This window comes from Micromonospora sp. URMC 106, from assembly GCF_051386395.1.
Lineage (GTDB): Bacteria > Actinomycetota > Actinomycetes > Mycobacteriales > Micromonosporaceae > Micromonospora.
In genome coordinates this window covers 33,516-58,444 of record NZ_JBPQTP010000012.1, presented here as the reverse complement: position 1 = coordinate 58,444, position 24,929 = coordinate 33,516, and the positions used below count along the sequence as shown (strand labels likewise).

Annotated in this window: 24 protein-coding genes, 1 tRNA gene and 1 pseudogene; 11 read left to right on the top strand and 15 right to left on the bottom strand. The window is 74.5% G+C overall.

All coding sequences use genetic code 11. From position 1 onward, the window contains the following. Positions 1-39 precede the first annotated feature (39 nt). Positions 40-585, bottom strand: a complete 546-nt coding sequence (locus tag ACSNOB_RS06360; RefSeq protein WP_436685681.1) for a CGNR zinc finger domain-containing protein — start codon at positions 583-585, stop codon at positions 40-42. Positions 586-661: 76 nt separating this feature from the next. Between ACSNOB_RS06360 and ACSNOB_RS06355 the strand changes: the two genes are divergently transcribed. Then, on the top strand, positions 662-1,627 hold the full coding sequence (locus ACSNOB_RS06355; RefSeq protein WP_393106166.1) for an EamA family transporter: 966 nt from the start codon (positions 662-664) through the stop codon (positions 1,625-1,627). Positions 1,628-1,636: 9 nt separating this feature from the next. Then, positions 1,637-1,748: pseudogene (locus ACSNOB_RS06350) on the top strand (HAD family hydrolase); the annotation flags it as partial. A gap of 38 nt (positions 1,749-1,786) precedes the next feature. Here the strand turns inward: ACSNOB_RS06350 and ACSNOB_RS06345 are convergent. Both ACSNOB_RS06345 and ACSNOB_RS06340 read right to left on the bottom strand, forming a co-directional pair. Then, positions 1,787-2,773 (bottom strand): hypothetical protein, encoded by a 987-nt coding sequence (locus ACSNOB_RS06345; RefSeq protein ID WP_436685680.1) that lies wholly within the window; start codon positions 2,771-2,773, stop codon positions 1,787-1,789. Between the two features lie 266 nt (positions 2,774-3,039). Beyond that, positions 3,040-3,687 carry an IclR family transcriptional regulator gene (locus ACSNOB_RS06340; RefSeq protein WP_393106162.1) on the bottom strand — a complete coding sequence of 216 codons (648 nt, stop codon included), beginning with the start codon at positions 3,685-3,687 and terminating at the stop codon, positions 3,040-3,042. Between the two features lie 63 nt (positions 3,688-3,750). On the opposite strand from ACSNOB_RS06340, the gene cysS reads away from it, so the two are divergent. Together cysS and rlmB are read left to right on the top strand one after the other, a co-directional pair. Then, a complete protein-coding gene (gene cysS, locus ACSNOB_RS06335; protein ID WP_436685679.1) occupies positions 3,751-5,166 on the top strand; it encodes a cysteine--tRNA ligase in 1,416 nt (471 codons plus the stop codon). After that, positions 5,166-6,296, top strand: coding sequence for a 23S rRNA (guanosine(2251)-2'-O)-methyltransferase RlmB (gene rlmB, locus ACSNOB_RS06330; RefSeq protein ID WP_436685678.1), 1,131 nt, complete (start codon positions 5,166-5,168; stop codon positions 6,294-6,296). Before cysS ends, rlmB begins: the two co-directional genes overlap by 1 nt. Before the next feature lie 66 nt (positions 6,297-6,362). Here rlmB and ACSNOB_RS06325 read toward each other — a convergent pair whose 3' ends face one another. After that, positions 6,363-6,959, bottom strand: coding sequence for a hypothetical protein (locus ACSNOB_RS06325; RefSeq protein ID WP_436685677.1), 597 nt, complete (start codon positions 6,957-6,959; stop codon positions 6,363-6,365). Between the two features lie 138 nt (positions 6,960-7,097). Further along, positions 7,098-8,189 (bottom strand): ABC transporter ATP-binding protein, encoded by a 1,092-nt coding sequence (locus ACSNOB_RS06320; RefSeq protein ID WP_393106154.1) that lies wholly within the window; start codon positions 8,187-8,189, stop codon positions 7,098-7,100. A 333-nt stretch (positions 8,190-8,522) separates the two neighbouring features. Between ACSNOB_RS06320 and ACSNOB_RS06315 the strand changes: the two genes are divergently transcribed. After that, a tRNA-Thr gene (locus tag ACSNOB_RS06315) sits at positions 8,523-8,599 on the top strand. A gap of 61 nt (positions 8,600-8,660) precedes the next feature. Here the strand turns inward: ACSNOB_RS06315 and ACSNOB_RS06310 are convergent. The 4 genes from ACSNOB_RS06310 to ACSNOB_RS06295 form a co-directional block, all read right to left on the bottom strand. Further along, positions 8,661-8,906 (bottom strand): tyrosine-type recombinase/integrase, encoded by a 246-nt coding sequence (locus ACSNOB_RS06310; RefSeq protein ID WP_436685714.1) that lies wholly within the window; start codon positions 8,904-8,906, stop codon positions 8,661-8,663. Continuing rightward, positions 8,801-9,610 carry a hypothetical protein gene (locus ACSNOB_RS06305; RefSeq protein WP_436685676.1) on the bottom strand — a complete coding sequence of 270 codons (810 nt, stop codon included), beginning with the start codon at positions 9,608-9,610 and terminating at the stop codon, positions 8,801-8,803. The genes ACSNOB_RS06310 and ACSNOB_RS06305 overlap by 106 nt, the downstream gene beginning before the upstream one ends. A gap of 238 nt (positions 9,611-9,848) precedes the next feature. After that, positions 9,849-10,628, bottom strand: a complete 780-nt coding sequence (locus ACSNOB_RS06300) for an SDR family oxidoreductase (protein ID WP_436685675.1) — start codon at positions 10,626-10,628, stop codon at positions 9,849-9,851. A gap of 336 nt (positions 10,629-10,964) precedes the next feature. After that, positions 10,965-11,564 carry a class I SAM-dependent DNA methyltransferase gene (locus ACSNOB_RS06295; protein WP_436685713.1) on the bottom strand — a complete coding sequence of 200 codons (600 nt, stop codon included), beginning with the start codon at positions 11,562-11,564 and terminating at the stop codon, positions 10,965-10,967. 283 nt (positions 11,565-11,847) lie between these two features. Between ACSNOB_RS06295 and ACSNOB_RS06290 the strand changes: the two genes are divergently transcribed. From ACSNOB_RS06290 to ACSNOB_RS06275, 4 genes are all read left to right on the top strand, one after another. Then, positions 11,848-12,264: a helix-turn-helix domain-containing protein gene (locus ACSNOB_RS06290; RefSeq protein ID WP_436685674.1), complete on the top strand. Its 417-nt coding sequence runs from the start codon at positions 11,848-11,850 to the stop codon at positions 12,262-12,264. Positions 12,265-12,299: 35 nt separating this feature from the next. Further along, positions 12,300-12,719 (top strand): VOC family protein, encoded by a 420-nt coding sequence (locus ACSNOB_RS06285; RefSeq protein ID WP_393106148.1) that lies wholly within the window; start codon positions 12,300-12,302, stop codon positions 12,717-12,719. A 122-nt stretch (positions 12,720-12,841) separates the two neighbouring features. Further along, positions 12,842-13,615, top strand: a complete 774-nt coding sequence (locus tag ACSNOB_RS06280) for an enoyl-CoA hydratase/isomerase family protein (RefSeq protein ID WP_436685712.1) — start codon at positions 12,842-12,844, stop codon at positions 13,613-13,615. A gap of 119 nt (positions 13,616-13,734) precedes the next feature. Next, entirely contained in the window at positions 13,735-15,372 is a 1,638-nt protein-coding gene (locus ACSNOB_RS06275; protein ID WP_436685673.1) for a protein kinase domain-containing protein, read from the top strand. Between the two features lie 96 nt (positions 15,373-15,468). Here ACSNOB_RS06275 and ACSNOB_RS06270 read toward each other — a convergent pair whose 3' ends face one another. The 4 genes from ACSNOB_RS06270 to ACSNOB_RS06255 all read right to left on the bottom strand — a co-directional run bounded on the left by ACSNOB_RS06270 (position 15,469) and on the right by ACSNOB_RS06255 (position 19,567). Further along, positions 15,469-15,912: an HNH endonuclease gene (locus tag ACSNOB_RS06270; protein WP_393106142.1), complete on the bottom strand. Its 444-nt coding sequence runs from the start codon at positions 15,910-15,912 to the stop codon at positions 15,469-15,471. A gap of 260 nt (positions 15,913-16,172) precedes the next feature. After that, the gene (locus ACSNOB_RS06265) at positions 16,173-17,342 is read right to left on the bottom strand and encodes a hypothetical protein (protein ID WP_436685672.1); all 1,170 of its coding nucleotides are present in this window, start codon (positions 17,340-17,342) and stop codon (positions 16,173-16,175) included. A 107-nt stretch (positions 17,343-17,449) separates the two neighbouring features. After that, positions 17,450-18,982 (bottom strand): FAD-dependent oxidoreductase, encoded by a 1,533-nt coding sequence (locus ACSNOB_RS06260; RefSeq protein ID WP_436685671.1) that lies wholly within the window; start codon positions 18,980-18,982, stop codon positions 17,450-17,452. Between the two features lie 96 nt (positions 18,983-19,078). Continuing rightward, positions 19,079-19,567 carry an MSMEG_6728 family protein gene (locus ACSNOB_RS06255; protein WP_393106136.1) on the bottom strand — a complete coding sequence of 163 codons (489 nt, stop codon included), beginning with the start codon at positions 19,565-19,567 and terminating at the stop codon, positions 19,079-19,081. 112 nt (positions 19,568-19,679) lie between these two features. Here ACSNOB_RS06255 and ACSNOB_RS06250 point away from each other — a divergent pair, with 112 nt between their 5' ends. Next, complete coding sequence (locus ACSNOB_RS06250) at positions 19,680-21,470, top strand: NAD-binding protein (RefSeq protein ID WP_436685670.1); 1,791 nt, start codon at positions 19,680-19,682, stop codon at positions 21,468-21,470. A gap of 108 nt (positions 21,471-21,578) precedes the next feature. Here the strand turns inward: ACSNOB_RS06250 and ACSNOB_RS06245 are convergent, their stop codons facing one another. Next, positions 21,579-22,817, bottom strand: a complete 1,239-nt coding sequence (locus ACSNOB_RS06245; protein WP_436685669.1) for an APC family permease — start codon at positions 22,815-22,817, stop codon at positions 21,579-21,581. Between the two features lie 10 nt (positions 22,818-22,827). Beyond that, positions 22,828-23,598, bottom strand: a complete 771-nt coding sequence (locus tag ACSNOB_RS06240) for a phosphatase PAP2 family protein (protein ID WP_436685668.1) — start codon at positions 23,596-23,598, stop codon at positions 22,828-22,830. A gap of 102 nt (positions 23,599-23,700) precedes the next feature. Between ACSNOB_RS06240 and ACSNOB_RS06235 the strand changes: the two genes are divergently transcribed. Continuing rightward, positions 23,701-24,912, top strand: coding sequence for a DUF4032 domain-containing protein (locus ACSNOB_RS06235; RefSeq protein WP_393106128.1), 1,212 nt, complete (start codon positions 23,701-23,703; stop codon positions 24,910-24,912). Positions 24,913-24,929: the final 17 nt, after the last annotated feature.

Sequence of the window (24,929 nt, the reverse complement as noted above, 5' to 3'; positions counted from 1 at the left end):
CGGGTGTCGGCCCCAGGTCGCTTCAGGACGGCAGCCGGTTCAGGGGCGGGTGGCGGCCTTGCGGGCCCGGTAGGCGGTGACGGCGGCCCGGTTGCCGCAGCCCGCGTCGCAGAACCGGCGGGAGCGGTTCTTCGACAGGTCGACCAGCACGTTCGCGCAGTCCGGGTGGTCGCAGATCCGCAGCCGGCTCAGCTCGCCGTAGCGCACCAGGTCCGCCACCGCCATCGCGGCCTCCACGGCGATCCGGGCCGCCAGCGGCGCGTCGCGCGGCACGGCGTGGAAGTGGTACGGCTCGTCGTCGTGCTTGATGAGCTGCGGCAGCGCGTGGTTCTCGCGGAGCAGCCCGTTGACGACGGCGACGACCTCGTCGGTGTCGGCGTACCAGATGCGGCGTAGCCGGGGGCGCAGGTCGCGGACCGACCGCAGCTCGGCCTCGGTGTGCTCGTGCCGGCCGGTGTAGGCGTGCGCGAGGTAGAAGGCGTCCAGGGCGGCGATGTCGGGCAGGCCGTCGCCATCGGGGCCGTCGGTGTTGACGAGCGCGGCGGCCGCGATCAGGGAGCAGTCCGTGTCATGGGCGAAGAGCAACTTGACTCCTGTCGGGGGGCCGACCTAGCGTCATGAGCATACCGACGATTGACTGATGACAGCTAGGAGCGGATCGATGCGCCAACCACCCGCCGCCGGGCTCGGCCTGGGCCTCGCCCTGCTCTCCGCCGTCACCTTCGCCACCTCCGGCACGTTCGCCCGGTCGCTGATCGACGCGGGGTGGTCCGCCGAGGCCGCCGTGGTCGCCCGGGTCGGCATCGCCTCCCTGGTGGTGGCGATCCCGGCGGCGCTGTCGCTGCGCGGCAAGTGGGACGTGCTGCGGCGCAACCTCGCCACGATCGGCGTGTTCGGGCTGCTCGGGGTCGCGGCGGCACAGGTCTGCTTCTTCAACGCGGTCCGCTACCTGCCGGTCGGCGTCGCGCTGCTGCTGGAGTACCTCGGCATCATCCTGGTCGTGGGCTGGATGTGGCTGGTCCACGGGCAGCGCCCCCGCCGGCTGACCGTGGCCGGCTCGGTGGCGGCCCTCGCCGGCCTGTTCTTCGTCCTCGACCTGACCGGCGCCACCCGGCTCGACCCGGTGGGCGTGCTCTGGGGGCTGGGGGCCGGGGTCGGCCTCGCCGGCTACTTCGTGCTCGCGGGGCGGGTCGACGAGGGTCTGCCCTCGGTGGCGCTGGCCAGCGGCGGCATGGCGGTCGGCGCGGCCGTCCTGTTGCTGCTCGGGGCGGTCGGGGCGCTGCCGCTGCGGGCCACCTTCGGTGAGGTCACGTTCGCGGGGCAGCGCACCAGCTGGCTGCTCCCGATCGCCGGCCTGTCGTTGGTCGCCGCGGTGGTCGCGTACCTCGCCGGGATCGCCGGGGCCCGGATCCTCGGAGCCCGGCTGTCGTCGTTCGTCGGGCTGACCGAGGTGATGTTCGCGGTCCTCATCGCCTGGCTGGTGCTGGGCGAGCTGCCGACCGTCGTGCAGCTCCTCGGCGGGGCCCTGATCGTGGCCGGTGTCGCACTGGTGCGCGTCGACGAGCTGCGCGCGCCCCGCGCCGAGGAGCACCCGGAGCCGCGACCCACCGAGGCCGCCCTGTCGTAAACCGTCGTCGTGCTGACCACGGTGGTGTTCGACGCCGACGAGACCCTGCCCGACCTGCGTCCGGCGGTGACCGGTGGGCGGGTGGCCGTACTCGGGGAGACGCGGCGGCTGACACCGCCGTCGGGCAGCCCCTCGGCCTCTGAGGGCCCGGCAGGCGGGTCAGTTCCGCCAGCCGCGGGCCGCCAGGGCGGCGCGGACCTCGACCAGCAGGGCCGGGAACTCCTGGCGCAGGCGTCGGCTCGTCGCGGACAGCACGAGCCAGCCCGCTGCGGCGAGCTGGTCGAGCTGCGGGTGGTCGAGCTGCGGGTGGTCGGCGTCGACGTGTCGGCGTCCGGCGTACCGGACGGCGACCCGGTATCGCGGCCAGGCCAGGTCGGGACGCAGGACCAGCCCCGGGGCCAGGACGACGGGGTGCCGGGCGACCGGGCGCGGCAGCCCGGCCAGCACCAACCGGACCCGCAGCTGCGACTCGGCCGGCGACCCGGCGTCCGGATCTGCCAGGTCGAATACCCAGCGCGCCCGCCGGCCGCCGGGTCGGTCGGCGTTCCGGTCGGCGGTCTCGGCGAGCTCGTCGCGGCTGGTGAGGCCCTGTCCGAGCAGGGCGTCGACGATCCCGACCGCACGCAGCGGCTCCAACCAGACCGCCGTCTCCCACGCCGCCGCGGCCGGCGCCGTCCTGGGCGGTGGCCCGGCGGTCCGCAGTGTCGCCGTCATCGCGTCGTCGGTCGGACGGGCGGACGCGTGGGGCCGGTCGCGCGACAGGTCGGCGACCGGCGCCGGTGCGGACGGTGGCGTCGTGGGCGGCCCCACGGAGTGCGCCCGCAGGCCGCGCTGGGGGCTCACCCGGATCGTCCTGGGCAGGAGGACGTGCACGTCGTCGGTGAAGGCGGCGGCATGCGCGACGCCGTGCAGGTACGCCGCCGAGGGGCCGGCGGCCACCGCCTCGGGCGGCAGGCGAAGGGTGGCCGCCCGGCACGCCAGGGCGTGATCGCGGTCGAGCCGGGCATCGGCGTACACGTCGTGGCGCAGACGCGTCCAGGCGGAACTGCGGAGCTGGTGCTCGGTGACGAGGCCGCGCCGGATCGCGTCGGAGCCTCGGAAGACCTGCCAGGCCAGGGCGCTGGGCCGGTGCGGTGAGGGTGGCATGTGGACCAGCGTCGCGGCCACTCCGCCCGCCCCGACGCCCCTGTGGACGAGCCGGCCCGCCTGCCGGGCGGCCCGCTGTGGACGACCACCACGACGACCGGCGGATGTGGTAAGGGCCCGCTGGCCGGCGAGCCACCGCGGGCCGGTCAGCCACCGCGGATCGGTGAGCCGCCGCTGGCCGGCGAGGGCCGTGGGCCGGCGAGGGCCGTGTTCCGGTGAGCCACCGCTGGCCGGCGAGCGGCCGTGGGCCGGCGGTCGGCGGGCGGTCAGGAGAGGGCGGCGGCGATGGCGGTGGCGGCGGCGAGGACCTGGGCGCCGACCGTCTCGCTGTCCAGCGGCGCCAGCGCGACGACCCCGACGCTGGCCTCCAGGCCCGGCACGCCGAGCACCGGTGCGGCCACCCCGTACGCCCCGGCCTGGAGCTCCCCGGCGGTGCTCACCGGGCCGGCGGCGCCCGCCCGGCCGGCGAGGATGGCCCGCCCGGCCGCCCCGCGCTCCAGCGGGTGCCGCGCCCCCGTCCGGTACGCGACGTGGAACGACGTCCAGCTCGGCTCCACCACGGCGAGCGCGACTCCCTCGCCGCCCTCGACCACGGTCAGGTGGGCGGTCGCGCCGGCCTGCTCGGCGAGCCGGCGCAGCGCCGGCAGCGCCCCCTCGGCCAGCAGCGGCTGGGCACGCCGGGCCAGGTGCAGCACCCCCGCGCCGAGGCGCAGCCGGCCGTCGCCGTCGCGGCGCAGCATCCCGTGCGCGGTCAGCGCGCTGACCAGCCGGTAGACCGCCGCCCGGCCGATGCCCAGCCGGTTCGCCGCCTCGGTGACGGTCAGCCCGCCCGGCGCGTCGGCGACCAGGTGCAGCAGCCGCAGCCCCCGGTCCAGGGTCTGCGCCGTCTCCCCGCCCCGCGCCGTCGTGTCCACGCCGAGCAGCGTACGACCCGGCTCCGGCCGACCCCGGAAAGCGTGGACGGCTACCCTTGTACGGTGACGCTACGCCTGTATGACACCGCCACTCGATCGGTGCGGGACTTCGTCCCGCGGGAAGCCGGCAAGGTGGGGGTCTACCTGTGTGGTCTCACCCTCCAGGCCCCGCCGCACATCGGTCACCTTCGCTCCGGCGTCAACTACGACGTGCTGCGCCGCTGGCTGCTCGCCGCCGGCTACGAGGTCACCTTCATCCGCAACCTGACCGACATCGACGACAAGGTCCTGGTCAAGGCGGTGGAGCGGGGGCGGCCCTTCTGGTCGATCGCGTACGCCAACGAGCTGGTCCTGGCCGAGTCCTACCGGGCGCTCAACGTGCTGCCGCCGACGTACGAGCCGCGGGCCACCGGGCACATCCCGGAGATGCACGAGCTGATCGCCAAGCTGATCGCCGACGGGCACGCCTACCCGGCCACCGACGGCTCCGGCGACGTCTACTTCGACGTCTGCTCCTGGCCGGCCTACGGGTCGCTGTCCAACCAGTCGGTGGACGCGATGCAGTCCGCGGGGGACGCGCCCGACCGGGGCAAGCGGGACCCGCGCGACTTCGCGCTCTGGAAGGGCGCCAAGCCCGACGAGCCGGCGGACGCCTACTGGCCGTCGCCGTGGGGGCGGGGCCGGCCGGGCTGGCACATCGAGTGCTCGGCGATGTGCTGGCGCTACCTCGGCGCCGAGTTCGACATCCACGGCGGCGGGCTGGACCTCACCTTCCCGCACCACGAGAACGAGATCGCCCAGTCGCAGGCGGCCGGGCTGCCGTTCGCCCGCTACTGGGTGCACCACGGGCTGCTCAGCATCGGCGGCGCCAAGATGGGCAAGTCGCTCGGCAACGCCCTCGACCTGACGTACGTCGACTCGCTCGGGGTGCGCCCGGTGGAGCTGCGCTACTACTACGCCGCCGCGCACTACCGCTCGCGCATCGACTACTCGGAGGAGGCGCTGCGGGAGGCGGCCGTCGCGTACCGCCGCATCGAGGGCTTCGTGCAGCGGGCCGTCGAGCGCGTCGGCGCCGGCCAGCTCGGCGAGCTGCCGGGCGCGTTCGCGGCGGCGATGGACGACGACCTGAACACCTCCGCCGCGCTCGCCGTCCTGCACGAGGTGGTTCGCGACGGCAACACCGCGCTGACCGACGGCGACGATGTGACCGTCCGCACGGCGCTGGCCGCCGCCCGCGCCATGCTGGATATCCTCGGGGTCGACCCCCTCGACCCGGCGTGGACCGGTGGCGGCCGCGCGGACGACCTGCGCGCCGTGGTGGACTCCCTGATCGCGCTGGCCCTGGAGCAGCGTGCCCAGGCCCGCGGTCGCAAGGACTGGGCCGCCGCCGACGCGGTACGCGACCAGCTCAAGCAGGCCGGCGTCGTGGTGGAGGACACCCCCCAGGGCCCCCGTTGGACTATTGGAGAGCAGGACTGATGGCCGGCAACTCGCAGCGCCGTGGCCGGCGACTGACGCCGAAGGCGGGAGCCCCGAAGGGCTCCGGTGGCAAGAACAAGGACGCCCTCGCCGGGCGGGGCAGGACCCTGCCCGCCGACGAGCGGCCCTGGCACAAGGCGTACTCGGGCACCGAGAAGCTGCCCCAGCGCACCGCCTGGAAGCAGGAGAAGGAGCGCCGGGCGGCGGCCGAGGAGGGGCGCGCCCCCAAGATCGGTCAGCCGGGCAGCAAGGACACCACCTGGGGCAAGGGCGGTGGCCGGGGCGCGCCGGGCGGCGGGCGCGGCACCGTCGGCCGGGGCGGTCGGCCGGCCGGCCGCGGCGGCCCCCGGGTCGCGCCGGGCCGCAAGTCCAACCCGTCGAAGGACACCCCGGAGCTGCTGGTCGGGCGGAACCCGGTGCTGGAGTCGCTGCGCGCCCAGGTGCCGGCGACCGCGCTCTACACCGCCCAGGGCATCGACATCGACGACCGGGTCAACGAGATCGTCCGGACGGCCGCCGACCGGGGCATCGCCATCCTGGAGATCAGCCGCGCCGAGTTGGACCGGATGACCGGCGGCGTCCTGCACCAGGGCGTCGGGCTCCAGGTGCCGCCGTTCGCGTACGAGCCCTTCGAGGACCTCGTCGCGGCGGCGCTGGAGCAGACCGCCCCGCTGCTGGTGGCGCTGGACGGGGTGACCGACCCGCGCAACCTCGGCGCGGTGATCCGGTCCGCCGCCGCCTTCGGCGCGCAGGGTGTCTTCGTACCCGAACGGCGTGCCGCCGGGATCACCGCGACCGCCTGGCGGACCAGCGCCGGCGCGGCCGCGCGGGTGCCCGTCGCCCAGGTGACCAACCTGACCCGCTCGCTCAAGGCGTGCCAGGACGCCGGCTTCGTGGTGGTCGGCCTGGACGCCGACGGCGAGACCGACCTCTACGACCTGGAGGCCGCGGTCGGCCCGCTGGTCGTCGTGGTCGGCTCCGAGGGCCGGGGGCTCTCCCGGCTGGTCGGCGAGACCTGCGACCTCACGGTGAGCATCCCGATGGTCTCCGAGGTCGAGTCGCTCAACGCCAGCGTCGCCGCCGCGGTCACCCTCGCCGAGGTGGCGCGCCGCCGGGCCGCCGAGGGCTGAGCCCGCTGACACGGCAGAGGGGCGGTCCGCCGGTGGCGGGCCGCCCCTTTCGCTCGTTCGTGGGTCCTACAGCTGCCGGCTCCAGGCGAAGATGACCAACGCTCCGAACAGGGCGACCACCACCGTGGCCGGGATGAGCCAGGGCGCCCGTCGTGCGCCGTGCAGAGCGAGCGTCAGCCGCTGGTGGATCGCGGCGATGCCGGCCAGCGCGGCCAGCCCGGCCAGCGCGAACGGGATGCCGATCAGGAAGTGCGCGAGCCAGGCGCCGGCCAGGGTCGGACCGCCCCACGCGTCGTCGAACGGGCCGGGCTCGACGAAGCCGTACAGGGCGCCGCGTGCCACGGTGAGCAGCGTGGCCCCGAGGGGCACCAGCGCGGCGGCGCCCAGCAGCAGGCTCAGCACGGCGTGGTTGACGACGGCCACCGGCCCCGGCCGACCTGCCGGCTCCACATCCGGCCGGCCCCGCAGGCGGGCGCGCAGGGCGCCCCACCACCCGGCGACCGACGGCCCCCGACCGAGCAGCCCGGCCGGTAGCGCGGCCACGGCGACCGGGACCAGCGCCGCGCAGTAGAGCAGGCTCCGGATCGCCGAGCGGCCCAGGCGGTACCCGCTGCCAGCGCGTGACACAGGGGCCTGGGGCGGGGTGTGGACCATGGTCGGCACGGGCTCCTCGGTTCGCTACGAGTCGCGTCGAACCTATGCCGGGCCGGCGCGGCGGCGCTTCGGTGACAACCCGGATGCCGGCCCGGAGACGACGATGGGGGTGTCCACCGACCGGCGGACACCCCCTCTCGTCGTACGTCAGATGCGGTTGCCGGTGGCCGCGTTGAACACGTGGCTGCGGCCCTCGCGCGGCTTGACGAACACGGTGTCGCCCATGTTCGGCATGGTGCGCCGGTCGGTGCGGACCACGAAGCGCTCGTTGTTGCCCTCGAGCGCGGCGTGACCGTAGACGTTGGCGTCCGAGCCGAGGTCCTCGACCAGCTCGACGACGACCGGCATGCCGCCCTCGGTCGGGCTGACCAGGTCGCAGTCCTCCGGCCGGAAGCCGACGGTCACCTTGCCGTCGCCGCCCTCGGCGCGGGCGGCCTCGACCTGCTCGCGGGTGAGCGGGATGTGCATCTCGGCGAACGCGGCACCCCGCTCGTTCAGCGGCACGGTCTTGATGTTCATGGCGGGGGAGCCCATGAAGCCGGCGACGAAGACGTTGGCCGGGGTGTCGTAGAGCGCCCGCGGGGTGTCGACCTGCTGGAGGACGCCGTCGAGCATGACCGCCACCCGGTGGCCCATGGTCATGGCCTCGATCTGGTCGTGCGTGACGTAGACCGTGGTGACGCCCAGCTTGGCCTGCAGCGACGCGATCTGGGTACGGGTCTGCACACGCAGCTTCGCGTCGAGGTTCGACAGCGGCTCGTCCATGAGGAAGACCTGCGGCTCGCGGACGATCGCCCGGCCCATCGCGACCCGCTGGCGCTGACCGCCGGAGAGGGCCTTCGGCTTGCGGTTGAGGAACTCCTCCAGCTGGAGCAGCCCGGCCGCCTCCTTGACCCGCCGGTCGATCTCGGCCTTCGAGGTCTTGCGCAGCTTGAGCGCGAACGCCATGTTCTCGTACACCGTCATGTGCGGGTAGAGGGCGTAGTTCTGGAAGACCATCGCGATGTCGCGGGCCTTCGGCGGCAGGTGGGTGACATCCCGGTCGTCGATGTAGATCGAGCCCTGGTCGACGTCCTCCAGGCCGGCGAGCATGCGCAGGCTGGTGGACTTGCCGCAACCGGAGGGGCCGACCAGGACGAGGAACTCGCCGTCGCCGATCTCCAGGTCGAGCTGGTTGACGGCGGGACGCTCCGTGCCCGGGTAGATCCGGGACGCCTTGGAGTAGGTGACCGTAGCCATGGTCAGGTGCTTCCTTTCACCGGCAGGAACGTGCCGGACGATCCGAGTGGAAGGAGCGGCCGGCACGTGCGTGCGCCGGCCCACGGGCGACGCGCCGATGATCGAGGTGTCATCCGTGTCACTGCACGGTAAACGGCTTTCCGTATCCTGCCAAGACGGGGAGCATCGGGTGGGACGGATGGCATACGCATTCCGGGCACTCGGGCACGGGGAGACATCAATCGACCCGGACGCTTGGCGGGCAGGTCCGAGATGACGACGTTTCCCGTGCTCGCGGGGCCTGCCGAGGGGGAAATCCGGACGTCAGTCGCTATGCTGACGTCGACGCCACGCGCCCCTGTAGCTCAGCTGGCCAGAGCACTCGCCTTGTAAGCGAGATGTCGCCGGTTCGATCCCGGCCGGGGGCTCCAATTCCATCAGGCATTCCTCGCCGGGCACTGTCGCGAGCCGGCCGGTTCACAGCAGCCGGGGTCATGACAGCCGCCCGTCGAGCTTGCCGAGCGCCTGACGCATCGCGTCGAGGTTGGCGTGGGCGTAGACCCTGAGGGTGATCTTCACGTCGGCGTGCCGAGCGATGGCCTGCACGACGTGTGGCGGCACACCCAGCTCCATCAGCAGCGACACGACGGTGTGCCGTAGGTCGTGCAGGCGGACACCAGGCAGGCCGGCGGCCTCCCGAAGCCGGGCGAACGAGCGACTGAGGTTGGTGGGCTCGATCGGGGTGCCCCGTTCCGAGTTCGCGGCCGGTTGCCCTGGGTGGGCAGGGTGATGGTGGGGGCGTCGACGTCGGGCAGGTCCAGAGCCGTCGGCAGGACCGGCGAGGGCCGGTCGGTGGCGGGGGCGTCGCCGGTGATGACGTCGACGAGCGGGGAGCCCACCTGAGCGGTGAGCACCTCGCGGCGCTTGATGTCGAACCGCAGATACGCGGCGTTGCCGTCCGAGGCCCGCTCGACCAGAGCGGTGGAGGCGTGGCAGGCGACCGCGATGCGGTCGAGACGCCCTTCCAGGTCGCTCATCGAGAGGCCGGGGCGTAGGTAGACCCAGACGCGCTCATCGACAGGGGTGGGCTTGGCCCAGAGGATCAGCGGAAGCGAACCGGACTGGTTGGCGATGATGAACTGCGCGAAGCACACGCGCAGGCGGTGGCGGACCACGAAGACCCAGGTCCAGGCGACCAGGGCGCGGCGGGTGGCCGGGATGGCGGCGGGGACGCCGACGACCAGGGCCACGACCGCGAGGGTCACCGGGCCGGGAGTGTGGTCGGCCAGTTGTACCCAGAAGGTGATGGCGGCGGTGGTGAGCACGATCTCGGGAAGCCACCACCACAGCAGCCGCAGCACCGGCCACACACGAACGAGGACCCAGGCGAGGCCGCCGGTTGGTACACCGATGAGCGCGCCGACGACCGACGACGAACTCAAGGGTCCACGGTTCCTGGCCTACGACGACGCGGTGCCGCTTCTCCGGCCGTCCATGGCACGCAGGGTGCGAGCTGCATTTGACGCACTCGACGATGACCAACCGCACTACGCCGAGTTCGGCCGGTTCCAGTAGTCAAGCTGGCGGCCGGCTGCCGGCGATGCCTGGTCTCACATGATGGTTGACGGAACGGCGTCGCAGGATGCTTGACGCCTTGGTCATGGTCGAAGCACATCCCGGTTAGGAGATGCCACCGTCGCTGTGTAGTAGTTGGCCGTTGATCCAGCCCCCGTCGGGTGAGCACAGGAACGCGACGAGGTTCGCGCAGTCCTGTGGGCGCCCGAGTCGTCCGAGCGGCGTGGTCCGTAGGACGGATGCCTTGATCTCTGCAGTCATCCAGCCGGTATCGGTCGGGCCCGGGTCGATGGCATTGGCGGTCACGCCGAGGTGGGCCAGTTCTTGGGCAGCGGCCAGGGTGATCCGATTGAGAGCGCCTTTGCTGGCTCCGTAGGGAAGGTTGCCGACGGTAGCGTCACTGGTCAGACTGACGATGCGACCCGTGCCATGAGTCCCCTGGAACCGTTGGGCGTACTCCCGAATCATGAGCCAGCTCGCACGGGCGTTGACCGCGAAGTGACGGTCGAAGCTGTCGACGGTGGTGTCGAGCAGCCCCGAGTTGACGCTCTCGCAGTGCGCGAGGACCAGCGCGGTGACCCGCCCCAGCTCACGCTCCACAGCCTCGAAGATGTCAGCCGCGGCTTTGGGGTCACTGAGATCCACCTCGATCGCCGCAGTTCTCGCCCCGTGTTTGGCGGCCCGGTCCCTGAGCTGCGTCACGGCGTCGGGATCTGCTCCCCAGGGCATCCTCTCGTCGTAGGGGGTCCAGAAAGTGAACCCGACATCCCAGCCGGTCTCAGCCAGCTTCGACACCAGTGATGCAGCGATGCCCGCGCTGCGGCCGGCACCGGTCACCAGGGCGACGGGTCGATGCTGTTGATCTGTGCCATCCATGAGCGCCATCCGCGGTCGCACCCCCTCGACGCACCATCCTTGCCGTCGAGCCAAAGACCGTCACCGCTATTACCTCGCTTACATGGCGGAGGCGGCCGCACACCGCCGCAACGTCAAGCATCAACCGAGGCCGCAGTGTCAACCATCAACCGGAGTCGGACACCGGCTGCCGGCGAAGTGGTTCAAAGTTTCTGTACGTCTTCAAGGCGGCCCTGAACGGGCCGCGCGCGCCGCCGCCTGGGCGCGCGCCGGCCGCTGCCGCTGGCGCTCTGCGGCCGTCACGCCTGATGCCCGGCGGCTGGCGCGGAGGGCGGGGAGCCGGGAGCGACCGGGCCGGGCCGGCGCTCAGTCGGCGGGCTTCTCCCAGACCGAGACGTGCTGGCGGCTCTCGCTGGTGAACGGCTCCCGCGTCCAGCCGTCCCAGCGGTCGCACAGTCGCAGCCCGGCGAGCTGGGCCATCAGGTCGAGTTCCGACGGCCACACGTACCGGAAGGGGATCGACCGGTACTCCCCGCGACCGTCGACGATGCGCACGTAGTGGGAACTGGTCGCCTGGGTGGCGACGTCGTAGGTGTCGTACGCCCACCCGGTCGGGCCGACGTGGAAGGGCACGACGGTCTGGCCGGGTGGGAGCCGGCGCAGCTCGGGCACCAGGACCTCGACGACGAAGCGACCGCCGGGCGCGAGCTGCCCCGCGACGTTGCGGAAGCAGGCCACCTGGGCCTCCTGGGTGGTCAGATTCATGATCGTGTTGTAGACGAGGTAGGCCACGGAGAACGGTCCCTCGGCCTTCGCGGTGGCGAAGTCACCGATCGTCACGCCGATCGCGTCGCCGCCCGGCTTGGCCCGCATCCGTTCGACCATCGCCCGGGACAGGTCGATGCCGTGCACCGGTACGCCGCGGCGGGCGAGGGGCAGCGCGACGCGCCCGGTCCCGACGCCCAGTTCGAGGGCGCGACCCCGCCGGCGAGGTCCGCCAGCACGTCGACCGTCGTCGCCACGAGGTCGGGGTCGAACATCGCGTCCGCCGGGTCGTCGTAGCGCGCCGCCACCTCTTCGCCGAAGTATCCGTCCGCATCACGCATCGCCGGACCGTACCGCGGTGTTTGTGGCGGTGCATCCGAATTAGAGCCGCGACCGTCGATCCCCCGCTGGCGGGCGCGTGCGGTGGCGTGCCCGGCCCGGGGGCGCGCCGCACGGTGCCGTCCACCCGCGCGGACCCGCGCCTATGCTGGGCGGCGTGAGCAGGGCGACGGAGGAGGCGAACCGGGCCATGCTGCGGGCCCGGGACGCCATGGACCGCGCGTACGACCAGCCGCTGGACATCCCGGCGCTGGCGCGGATCGCGTACGTCTCGGAGGCGCACTTCATCCGCACCTTCCGGGCCACCTTCGGCGAGACCCCGCACCGCTACCTGCAGCGACGGCGGGTGGAGCGGGCGATGTACCTGCTGCTGCACAGCGACCGGGACGTCACCGACATCTGCTACGCCGTCGGGTTCTCCAGCCTCGGCACGTTCAGCCGCACGTTCCGGCAGATCGTCGGCGAGCCGCCGTCGGAGTACCGCAGGCGCAAGGCCCCGATCGCCGCGACCGTGCCGAGCTGCTTCGCCAAGGCCTGGACCCGGCCCAGCAGTTTTGGATAAGCAGCAGGTGAGGGCCGGCCCGTAGCGTCTTCGGCATGACGATGAACGCGATCACCCGCTCCCAGATCTACGTCCTCGACCAGGACGAGGCCCTCGACTTCTACGTCGGCAAGCTCGGCCTGGAGGTCAACACCGACCAGGACCTCGGCTTCATGCGCTGGCTCACGGTCAACGTCCCCGGCGACCCGAACCGCGAGATCCTGCTGGAGAAGCCCGGCCCGCCGGCGCTGGACCCGGCCACCGCCGAGCAGGTCCGCGAGCTGCTGACCAAGGGGGCGCTGGGCGGTTTCCTCTTCATGACCACCGACGACGCGCACAAGACGTACGAGGACCTGGTCGCCAAGGGCGTCGAGATCACCGACGAGCCGATGGAGCGCCCGTACGGGATCGACTTCGGCATCCGCGACCCGTTCGGCAACAAGATCCGTATCGGCCAGATGTTCCCCCGGAGCTGACCTGGCGGCGGCCACCCCGCCCGGGTGGTCGCCGGGCCCCCGCCGTTATGGTCGCCGCACCGGCGCCGCCGATCCGGGCGGCCGGCGCGGCGGGCCGGCGGCACGGCCGGGACGAAGGGGTGGTGACGGTGGCGGACGCGGAACTCCTCGTCGGGGTGACGGGTGCGGTGGCCACGGTGGTGATCCACAACCCGGCCCGGCGCAACGCGATGACCACCGCGATGTGGCGGCGGCTGCCGGAACTGCTCGACGGCCTGGAGGCCGACCCCGCCGTCCGGGCGCTGGTGCTCACGGGCGCCGAGGGCACCTTCTGTGCGGGCGCGGACCTGGGTGACCTGGACGACCTCTTCGACGGCGGCGACCTCACCCTCGCGGTCGCCGCCGAGGAGCGGCTGGCCGCCTTCGCCAAGCCGACCGTCGCCGCCGTCCGGGGCGCCTGCGTGGGCGGTGGCTGCCAGCTCGCCGTCGCCTGCGACCTGCGGATCGCCGCCGCCGACGCGCGGTTCGGCGTGCCGCCGGCGCGGCTGGGCCTGGTGTACCCGGCGCCCACCACCCGCCGGCTGGCCCGGCTGGTCGGTCCGGCCGCGGCCAAGCACCTGCTCTTCACGGCCGAGCTGATCGACGCCGAGCGGGCGTTGCGGATCGGCTTGGTCGACGAGGTGCCGCCGGTCGACCGCCTCGCCGCCCGGGTGGACGAGATCACCGGCGCCGTGGTCGCCCGGTCGCAGCTCAGCGTCGCGGCGGCCAAGGAGATCATCGACGGTCGGGCGGACGAGGACCGGATCGCCTGGTGGCACGGGCAGGTTCGGGCCAGCGGCGAGGCCCGCGAGGGCGTCGCCGCCGTCAACGAGCGCCGCCCGCCCCGCTTCGGCTGGACGCCGCCCGCCCGCCCCTGACCGTCGGCCGTCGCCCTCCTGCCGTTCGGGTTGGCCGAACGGACCGACTGACCGCGCCGCGGCGGACACGGTCCGCACGTGGGTGGTGTCGGGCGGTGCGGTGGGGCAGGCTGTCCGCTGTGCAGCGTGATCAGTTGCTCGCGGGCCGCTACCGGCTCGGCGAGCGTCTCGGCAAGGGCGGCATGTCCGTGGTCCACCGGGCGCACGACGAGGTGCTGGAACGCGACGTCGCGGTGAAGGTGCTGGTGGCGGCGGACCCCCCGGCGCGGCGGCGGATCCAGGACGAGGCGAAGGCGGCGGCCCGGCTCTCGCACCCCAACGTCACCAACGTCTACGACTACGGGGAGTCCGTCCTCTTCGGCCGGTGGGTGCCCTTCGTCGTCATGGAACTGCTCACCGGCCGTACGCTCGCGCAGCGGCTCGCCGCCGGGCCGCTGCCGCCCCGGGACGCCCTGCGGGTCTGCGCGGACGTGGCCGCCGGCCTCGCCGCCGCCCACGCGCAGGGGCTGGTGCACCGCGACGTCAAGCCGGAGAACGTCATGCTCACCCCGACGGGGGCGAAGGTGGTCGACTTCGGCATCGCCGCCGTCGCCGGCACACCCGAGATCGACTTCGAGGGGCGGCTGCTCGGCACCCCGGCGTACCTGGCCCCCGAGCGGCTCGCCGCCGGGGAGGTGCTGCCCGCCTCCGACGTCTACGCGCTCGGCCTGCTCGTGCACCAGGTGCTCGCCGGTCGGCTGCCGTGGCACAGCGAGACGCAGACGGGGATGCTGCGCGCCCACGCGTACGCCGAGCCCGGCCCGCTGCCGGAGGTCGACGGCGTGCCGCCCGAGATCGGCCGGCTGTACCGGCGGTGCCTGGCGAAGGCCCCGGGCGACCGGCCCTCGGCCGCCGACGCGGCGCGCGTCCTCGCCGGGGCGCTGACCCGGATGCCGGACCCGGCGGCGTGGGACGCGGACGTTCCGGTCGCGCACCTGGACGCGCCCTTCGGGCCCGCGGACCTTCCGGCGGCGGGACACGGGGACACCGCGGCGGGGCCGGAGGACGGGCCGGTGCGGCCTCCCGGCGGGTCGCCCGGTGCCGACGTGGCGCCGGCCGCCGGGGACGACGTGGCGCCGGCCGCCGGTGCCGACGTCCGCCCGGCGCGCCGCGGCTGGCGGTCGGGGCGGGGCTGGCGGTCGAGGCGGAGCTCGCGGGTGCTGATGGCGCTGGGCGCGGCGGTGGTCGGGGTGGTGGCCGTGGCCGGCACGCTCGGCGACCCCTCGGTCCGACGGCCGGGCGCGGCCGCCGAGCCCCGAACCGGCATCGGCACCGGCACGGTGGGGTCCACCAGCGTCGCCCTGCCGGTCACCGCCGACGCCCCGAAGCGGCCGGCCGCCCCCGGTGCCGGCCCGCCGGCCGGGTCCGCGACGGCGGCCGGTCGGTCCAGCCCCGGACCGGTCGCGCCCACCGCGTCGGGCCCCACCGGCGTGAGCCCGAGCGCGCCGGTGCCGACCGGCGGCGTCGAGCCGTCCCCCATGCGGCCGCCGGGGACGGACGTGAGTTCCCGGGGCGGGGTGGTGACGGTCCGCTGCGACGGGAAGCTCGCCGAGGTGGTCGACGTCGCGCCCGCCGCCGGCCACCACGTCGAGGCGTACGCGCCGGGCCCGGCGCGGGAGGTGCGGGTCGAGCTGGTCTCCGCCGGGAGCCGCAGCGTGGTCACCGTGCGCTGCGCCAACGGTCGCCCGGTGCCCCGGGTCAAGGAGGAGGGTCGGTAGCCGCTGTCCGTGGCCCCGTCCCCGGTGAGGGGCCGGCGGGCGCCGCGCCGGGAGTCGTACCCCCGACGCGGCCCCCCGTTCCCGCCGGCCGGTCCGTCACCGCCCGGCCAGCGCCGCCCAGCTCGGGGTCGCCGGCTCGCGCCGCAGCGGCATGCCCGCCTCGGCCGGCGTCCGGTCACCCTTGCGCTGGTTGCACTCGTAGCAGGCGGCGGTCGTGTTCCGCCACGTGTTCCGGCCGCCGCGCGAGCGGGGCAGGATGTGGTCGATGGTGCCGGCCGGCCCGCCGCAGTACGCGCAGCACCGACCGTCCCGGCGCAGCACCCCGGCCCGGGACCAGGCCGGTCCGGCGCTGAACCGCCAGCGGGTCACCACGTACCGGACGAGGCGGACCACCCGGGGGACCGGGAAGACCCCGATCACCCGGTCCGGCTCGGCCTCGTGGATCTCGGCGACCCGCCGGCAGAGCATCCGGATCGCGTGTTGAACGGTGACCCGGTGCAGCGGGCCGAGGTCGGCGTTGACGACGAGGACGGCGTCCACCGGTGTCTCCCTTCGTGGCGGTGACGGTCTCGACGGGCCGGACAGCGAAAGAGCCGCCCGGTCCGGTACGTGCGGACGGGCGGCTCGACGTCGTGCGGGCACGCGTCAGTCGGGCCGGCCGCCCCCGGGGCCTTCGGCTCGGCAACCGCCGCCGCTCGCCGGCGACGCGGGATGCGCCCGGTCGGGCAGCCACGACGGCACTCGGATGACGTGCGACATCGACATGACGGGCTCCCGTGGCGGTGGTTGACCTTGCGGGATCACGGTAGGTCGGCGGGCGACAGACGGGCAACGGATTTCGATCGAGGGGCCGCCTCGTCGGGGCGGCGCTGCCGGCGGGCCCGGCCGGCGGCCCGCGCGGCGGCCAGCGGCCGGTCGATCCGCAGCGCCATCCGCACGGTCAGCTCGCTCTCCAGCAGGGGCCGGTTGACCTCCCCGGCGACCGCCAGCGCCGGCCCGGAGACCGTGCGCCAGATCGCGGCCATCCCCGCGCCCAGCCCGAGCAGGGCCACGGCGGCCCGGGTCGCCGGCGAGCCGGCCGCCGCGAGCGCGCTCACCCCCACCACGGCGAACAGCACCGCCAGCAGCGGTACGAGCACCGGCCAGAAGATCCCCCGGGCGGCCTGCACCACCAGCCGCCGGTCCCGGATGATCAGGTTGCGGGCGACGACCGCGTAGTCCTCCTCGTCCAGCAGGTCCCTCGGGTGCAGGCCGCCGGTGAGCACCCCCCGCCACAGCTCGCCCTGGTTGCGCAGTTCGCGGGCCAGGTCGGGCAGCCCCGCCTCGGCGGGATCGCCGACGCCCGCCCGGGCGACCGCCGACGCCCACGTCGCCAGCGACCGGCGGACCACCGCGGCCGAGTACGGGGGCAGCACGCTGGCCAGCTCGCCCAGCCAGCGGCTGAGCTGGATCTGCCGGCCGCCGAAGCGGCGGGTCACCTGCTCGGCCTCGCCGTGCCGGACGGTGTCGGCCAGCGAGCGCCCCAGCCGGTACGCCAGCCCCACCCGGTGGTTGGTCGCCATCGTCCAGCGCAGCACGTCCACGTTCAGGTCGTCGAGGGCGAGCAGCAGGTCGTCCCGGACGCCGGCGGTCACCCGGTCCCTCGCGTCGGCGGTGGACGGCGCGGGGCCGTCGCGCCGGGTCAGCTCGGCGATCTGGCCGAGGGCGACCTCCACCCCGTCGAGGTACATCTGCATGCGCCGCCGTCCCGACATCTCGGTCAGGTTGGACAGTTTCGCCGGCGCGCCCGTCGGTCGGTCCTCCCCGGCGTCGAGCGGCTCGGCGGTCTGCGCGTGGTGGTACGCGTCGGCCATCCACCAGCCGAGCCGCAGGGCGGTCACGATGCAGGCCCGCTCGTCCCGGATCAGCGGGTACGCGTCGTCCCGCGGCACGTCGGTGACGAGCGGGCCGTCGTCTCCACGCGGCGACATCCCGCTGACCTCCCGGCTCACCCCAGACGATCAGCCTAGGCGAGCCGAGCGACCTGTTTGCCCTTTTCATCACCATTGCCGTCCGCCGTCCGCCTCGGCGGCTCCCGTCAGCGTCGGCCGGCGAGCAGGCCCCGGGGCCGGATCGAGCGCACCGGTTCGGCCGCGCCGCCCTCGGCCCGCAGGATGTGGTTGGCCGCGACGATCCCCGTCGCCGCCGACCGCTCCATCAGCGCGCTCGGGAAGTCGGTCCGGATGCCGTCGCCCGCCAGGTAGAGCCCGTCGGCATCGGTGCGCACCCCCGGCCGCCAGGCGTGGCTGCCGGGCGTGAACGCCGGCGCCTGCGCCGCCACCCGGGCTCGCACCTCCCGGACCCGCAGCTGCGCCGCCTCCGGCCAGAGCGCGGTCAGCTCGGCCCGCATCCGCTCGGCCAGCTCGCCGGCGGGCACGCCCGGCTCGCAGGCGTACGCGTGCAACTCCACCACCGAGCCGCCGGTGCGTCCGGCCCAGCGCCGGGACTCCTTCTCCAGCCGGTGGTAGAGGGTCACGGAGTCCAGGGTCGGCTGCCGGGACACCCCGCTGAACACCGCCCGGTCGGCGGCCACGTCCCCGTCGGACCAGTAGCGCGCCACCGCGTACGGCGGACCGGGCCGGCCGAAGTCGGGCATCCGCTCCACCAGCGCGGGCGCGTGGTCGCGCAGGCCGGGCGACGCCGCGACCAACGCGGCGAGGGCGGGCGGGTCGACGGCGAGCACCACGTGCCGGGCGGCGTACGACGTGCCGTCGGCGGTCGTCACCCGCCATCCGGCGCCGTCGCGGGTCAGCGCGGTGACGGTGGCACCGGTGAGCACCCGGCCCCCGTGCTCCTCGACGTGCCGGGTCAGCGGCTCCCAGATCGCCGTCGCGTAGTCCTCGTCGGGGCAGTCGAAGGCCAGCCCCTCCGGGTTGCCCAGCAGGTAGAAGTGGAACTGCGCGATCATCTCGGCGGCCGACATCTCCGCCTCGTGGTTGAAGAAGGAGTGGGAGAAGACCTCGAAGAGCATCGCGCGGGCCCGGTCCGGCAGGCGCAGCGAGGTGAGCAGCTCGTCGGCGGTGGTGTCGTCGAACTCGGCGTACGTGCGCACCGGATCGTAGGTGAGCAGCGGCAGCGCCGCGTCCCGGTCCATCCCGCGCAGGTCGCGAAGGCGCAGGCTGGGGCTGCGCAGCAGCAGCGCCAGCAGGTTCGCCGGCGGCGCGGGCGGCAGCCTGCCGAACTCCTCGGTCGGCCACCGCTCGCTCAGGATCGGGTAGCCCGGGACCGGCCGGAGGAAGCCGAGCCCCGGGTCGGCGCGGCGCAGGATCGACCGCCAGTTGTAGTACTGCCGGAAGAACGCGTGGAACCCGTGCTCGTTCATCTGCCGGGTGCCGTCCGCGAGCGTCTCCCGCCAGGCCCCGAGCCGGCCGCCGAGGGTCGGCGCGGCCTCCAGCACGGTCACCGCCACGCCGCGCTCGGCCAGCACCACCGCCGCCGACATGCCGGCGATCCCGCCGCCGACCACCACCGCCCCGACCGGGTGCGGCACCCGGGGGGCGCCACCGCCGCCCGGGTCCACCTCGTGCTGGCGTACGCCGACGAGCCGGCCGACCACTTGCGACAGCGCCATGTGCACCTTCCCGCCCGGGTGGGCCTCCAGTCTGCCCCCTCAGGCGTCCGGAGGGGCCCTCGCGCGACACGGGTCGCCAGCGAGGTGCCCGTCCCGTCACCGCGGCGCCAGGCAGCGCCGCTCCCGGTCGGAGGCGGGCCAGACGTACTCCAGATCGGGCGGGACGTCGTCGCCGAAGATGGGGCGGTAGTGCCCGGGGTCCTTGCGCAGCAGGGACGAGCGGTGGCTCAGGTGCAGGTCCTCGCGGCCCAGCCAGGGCGGCAGCTCGCCGGCCTCGGCCAGCTCCGCCTGGGTGCGGACGCGGGTCAGGCCGCAGGCGGCGGCCAGGTCGGCGGTCATCGTGGTGGCGCAGGTGTCGGCCCGGCCCGGCTCGCACCAGACCGCGCACACGTCCAGCCCGTACCGGGTGAGCGCCTCCTCGTACCCGGCCCACATCTTCACCGCCGGGTGGTTGCGCCAGCCGTACGTGGGGCGGGTGAGCCCCCGCAGCACCTGGATCGTCTCCACCCGCTGCTTGCCCAGCCGCTTCTGGTCCAGCGTCCGGGCGCTGGCCAGAAAGTCCGGGTACGGCAGGAACGTCTGCATGCCGCTCGTCTACCCGCCCACGGGCCGGGGAATCTGCCCGGAGCGTCGGGACATGCCGGCCGAGCAGCGTTCATGATCACGGGGCTGCGCGGGGTGCGACCGGCTGACTACCATGCGGCGCATGGCGGAGCCCCTGCTGGATCGTGCGCGGCGGGCGGGGCGTCGGCTCCGGGTCAACGGGGACGCGCGGGCGCACTACGTGGTCTGTGGCCGGGACGCGCTGGCCTACTGGGTGGTGCGGGCGCTGCTCGCCACCGAGCTGCAGGCGACGGGCCGCGTCCGGATCACCCTGGTCGTGCCGGAACGCCCGCGCTCGGACGAGCCGGACGGGCGGGACCTCCAGGGCGTCGAGGTGGTGCGGGCGGACCGGCTGGACGAGGTCACCTTCCGGCGGGCCGGGCTGGCCGGCGCCGACGGGCTGGCCCTGCTGCACCAGGACGACGTCGGCAACATGCACGCCGCGCTCTGCGCCCAGGAGGTCGAGCCCCGGCTGCGCCTGGTGGTGCGGATGTTCAACACCGGCCTCGCCAACGGGGTGCGGCAGATCTTCCCCGACTCGGCGGTGCTCTCCGACGCGTCGATGGCCGCCCCCGCCTTCGTGGCCGCCGCGCTCGGCGAGGTCGCCCCGACCCACTTCCGGCACGGCGGGCGCACCCTCTACGTGGCCCGCCGCGACGACGTACGCCCGGGCGACGTGATCTGCGGGGTGGCGGACACCCGCGACCCGCAGCAGGTCCGGGTGCTGCCCGCCGACGGGTCCGCCGCCGACGTGGTGCTCGCCGAGGCGACCGGGGCGCCGCCCGGCACCGAGGTGGCCGCGCGCCGGCTGAGGCGGGCCCGGCGGCGTCGCCGCCCGCTGACCGTGCTGCTCCGCGCGGTACGCAGCTTCGCCACCCGCAAGATCGGCATCGCGGTGATCACGCTGCTGGCGGTGATCGGGGTGCTCGGCTGGCTCAACGGTCGCGCCACGCACGCCAACTGGGGCGACTCGCTCTACCTGACGCTCGTGACGACGCTGAGCGGGCAGGACCCGGATCCGAACAAGCCGATCGCCCAGCAGGTCATGCAGGTGGTGCTCAACCTCGCCGGGCTGGCGCTGATCCCGCTGATCACCGCCGTGGTGGTGGACGGGATCGTCAACGCCCGGCTGGCGCTGCACTCCGGCCGGATCCAGCCCGAGCGGTCCCGGCACGTGGTGGTGGTCGGGCTGGGCAACGTCGGCACCCGGGTGATGGCCCAGCTCTGCGACTTCGGCGTCGAGGTGGTGGCGATCGACAAGGTGCCCGAGCCGCGCGGTGCGGCGCTGGCCCGGCGGCTCGGCGTGCCGCTGATCGTCGGCGACGCCGCGCTGGAGGAGACCCTCCAGGCAGCCTCGGTGGGCAGCTGCCAGGCGCTGGTGGTGGTCTCCACCGACGACGAGACCAACCTCCAGGCGGCGCTGAACGGCCGGGCCGTCAACCCCGAGCTCCAGGTGGTGCTGCGCCTCTTCGACGGCCACTTCGCCGAGCGGGTCCAGCAGGCGTTCGGCATCGGCGTCTCACGCAGCGTGTCGTACCTGGCCGCGCCGTCGTTCGCCGCCGCGCTGCTGGACCGCGCGGTGATCGCCACCATCCCCGTCGGTCGGCACGCGCTGCTGGTCACCGAAGTCGTCGTCGCCGCCGGCTCGTCGTTGGACGGGCGGCCGCTCGCCGCCGTCGGGCGGGCCGAGAGCGTACGCCTGCTCGCGCACGCCCGGGCCGGGCAGCGCCTCGACTGGGAGCCCGATCCGCGGCTGGTGATCGTCGCGGGGGACCGGCTGACGGTGGTGGCCCGCCGGGCCGGCCTGAACGCCCTGCTCCGCGAGGCCGCGCCGCCCCCGCCGGAGGATCCGGTCACGCCGGCGCCCCGGCCGCCGGAGGACTGACCGTCGCCGTCGCCGTCGCCGTTGCCCCGGCTTCGGCCGCTGCCCGGATGTTGACGGCCGGCGGCGGTCGCCGCGCCCCGGCGTGCCGCCCCCCGGTGCTGCCCGGCGTCAGGCCCGGCGGGGACGCAGGGCGTACCAGGCGGCGCCGGCGGCGAGCACGGCGAAGCCCGTGAGGACGCTGGACAGCGGCAGGTTGACCGCGAGCAGCAGGCAGCCGGCCAACCCCAGCACGGCGAGCGCCCGCACCGGCAGGCGTCGGGCCGGGTCGCGACCCAGGGTCAGCGCGGCGGCGTTGGTGATCGCGTAGTAGACCAGCACCGTGCAGCTGGAGAAGCCGATCGCGTCCCGGACGTCGCCCAGCAGCACGATCAGCACCACCACGGCGGCCACGGCCAGCTCGGCCCGGTGCGGCACCCGGTGGACCGGGTGGACGTCGGCGAGCGCGCCGGGCAGGTCGCGGCGGCGGGCCATCGCCAGCGCGGTGCGCCCGACCCCGGCGAGCAGGGAGAGCAGCACCCCGGTCACCGCCACGGTCGCCCCGGCCCGGACCAGCCACGCGAGACCGGGCAGCCCGGCGGCTGTCACCACGTCGGCCAGGGGCGCGGCGGACGCGGCGAGCCGGTCGGCCCCGAGCACGCCGACGGCGACCACCGCGAGCACCAGGTAGATCGCCAGCACCACGCCGAGCGCCAGCGGCACCGCCCGGGGGATGGTCCGCTCCGGATCGCGTACCTCCTCGCCGAGGGTGGCCACCCGGGCGTACCCGGCGAAGGCGAAGAAGAGCAGCCCGGCGGCGGTGAGGACGCCCCGCCCAGAGCCGCCGAGGTCGCCGAGCCGGTCCAGCGAGACGTCACCGCCGACCGCGCCCGCCGCCGCGACCAGGGCCAGCACCGCCAGCACCACGCCGACCAGCACCCTCGTCGCGGTCGCGGTCTTGCCGATGCCGCGCAGGTTCACGGCGGTCACCGCCAGCACCGCGCCGACGGCGACGAGCCGGGCCTGCCCCGGCCAGAGGTACGCCCCGATGGTCAGCGCCATCGCCGCGCAGCTCGCCGTCTTGCCGACCACGAAACCCCAGCCGGCCAGGTAGCCGGCGAACGGGCCGAGCCGCTCCCGGCCGTACACGTAGGTGCCGCCGGACTCCGGGTAACGGGCCGCGAGCCGCGCCGAGCTGGTCGCGTTGCAGAAGGCGATGAATCCGGCCAGCACCAGCGCTGCCAGCAGCCCCGCCCCACCGGCCGCCGACGCGGCGGGCGCGAAGACCACGAAGACGCCCGCGCCGAGCATCGACCCCAGGCCGATGACCACCGCGTCGGGTACGCCCAGTCGGCGCGCCAGTTGATCCACGCCGGGCACCCTAGGGGGTCGAGATGAACGGGCGGTCCCAGTCGCGCAGCGCTCCGGGCAACGGCAGGTCGTCCCAGGGCACCCGGTGCAGCACCCGATCGAGGACGACGCCGAGCAGCAGGGCGGCCAGCCCGTCGGTGAGCCAGTGGAAGTTCAGATAGGTGGTGGTGACCAGCAGGATCGCCGGCGGCGCGAACCGGACCAGCCGGTACGCGACCGGAGGCAGCCGCCCGGCGGTCAGCGCGGTCAGCAGCACGGCGATCACCCCGTACCAGACGATCGCGTTGGCGACGTGCCCCGACGGGTAGGACATCGAGTAGGCCCCCGCCGGCAGCCGGTTGAAGATCTCCACCGCCTCGCCCGGCGGCAGGAACGGTTCCTTGACCGTCGCGCTCGGCGCGGCCCGGTCGGTCCACAGCTTGAGCGGGCCGATGGTCAGGTAGGTCAGCACGAACGCGCCCGCCACCAGCAACAGCGGGCGGACGGAGTGCCGGCGCCACCCCACCGCGAGGGCGAGCGCGCCGGAGACCGGCATCAGCAGCCAACCGCCCTGCCCGAGCAGGTTGAACACCCGGGCGGTCCAGTACAGCGGCGCCGGGTCGTGCGCGAACGCCCACTCGCTGACCGCCAGGTCGAGATCGTGGAGCAGCCCCTCGGCGAGCGCCAGGGTCAGGGCCGCGAATCCGGCGAGCAGGAGCGCGTCGAACCACCAGCCGGCCGGCCGGACCGGCCTCAGCCGTGCCCCGGACCGTACCGTCGTGGTCTCCCGCACGGCGACCACGCTACCGGCCCCGGACGGCGCGGGACCGGGACGGGCCGGGGCGGCTGTGTGCCGAGCCACGAAGGGAGGCGCTCGCCGGGGCGAGCCGTCAGACTTGTGCCCGTGCGGATCACCTCAGCCCTCGTCGACCCGGCGCTGCTCGACCTCCCGTGGTCGACCCCGCTGGAGGAGTGGCCTGCGGAACATCTGGTGGCGCTGCCGCAGGGCATCTCCCGGCACATCGTCCGGTTCGTCCGCCTCGGCGGCTACGTCTACGCGGTCAAGGAGACCGGCGAGCGGGTCGCCGAGCGCGAGTACGACCTGCTCCGCGCCCTGGAGCGGATCGACTTCCCGTCGGTGGAGGCGGTGGCGATCGTCGCCGACCGGCAGACCGACGACGGTGAGCCGCTCGACCCGGTGCTGATCACCCGGCACCTGCAGTTCTCGCTGCCCTACCGCGCGCTCTTCTCGCACACGCTGCGCCCGGAGACGATGGGCCGGCTGCTCGACGCGCTGGCGGCCCTGATCGTGCGGATGCACCTGACCGGCTTCTTCTGGGGCGACTGCTCGCTGTCCAACACGCTGTTCCGGCGGGACGCCGGCGCCTTCGCCGCCTACCTCGTTGACGCGGAGACGGGGGCGCTGCACCAGTCGCTCTCCAACGGGCAGCGCGGCGAGGACCTGGAGATCGCGCGGGTCAACATCTTCGGCGAGGCGCTCGACCTCCAGGCCGCCGGCCTGCTGCACGAGTCGATCGACCCGGAGGTGGTCTGCGAGGAGGTCGTGCAGCGCTACGAGCGGCTGTGGCACGAGATCACCTACGAGCAGCAGGTCGAGCGGGAGGCCCGGCACGACATCGAGGGGCGGATCCGGCGGCTCAACGAGCTGGGCTTCGACGTGGCCGAGGTGGCGATGTCGACCATCGACAACGGGCGCTACCTGATCCGGCCGAAGGTGGTCGACGCCGGCTACCACACCCGGCGGCTGCTCCGCCTGACCGGCCTGGACGCGGAGGAGAACCAGGCCCGCCGGTTGCTCAACGACCTGGACGCCTACCGGGCCGAGAGCGACCTGACCGACGAGCAGCAGGCCGCCCACCGCTGGCTGACCGAGGTGTTCGAGCCGGTGGTCCGGGCGGTCCCCGCGCACCTGCGCCGCAAGCTGGAGCCACAGGAGCTCTTCGCCCAGATCATCGAGCACAAGTGGCTGCTCTCCGAGCGGGCCGGCCGGGACGTCGGCATGGCCCCGGCCGTGCACTCGTTCCTCTCCGACGTGCTCGTGCACCGTCCCGACGAGCAGGCCGTGCTCGGCGTCGAGGTCCCCACCACCGGCTGACCCCCGGACGCCCGACT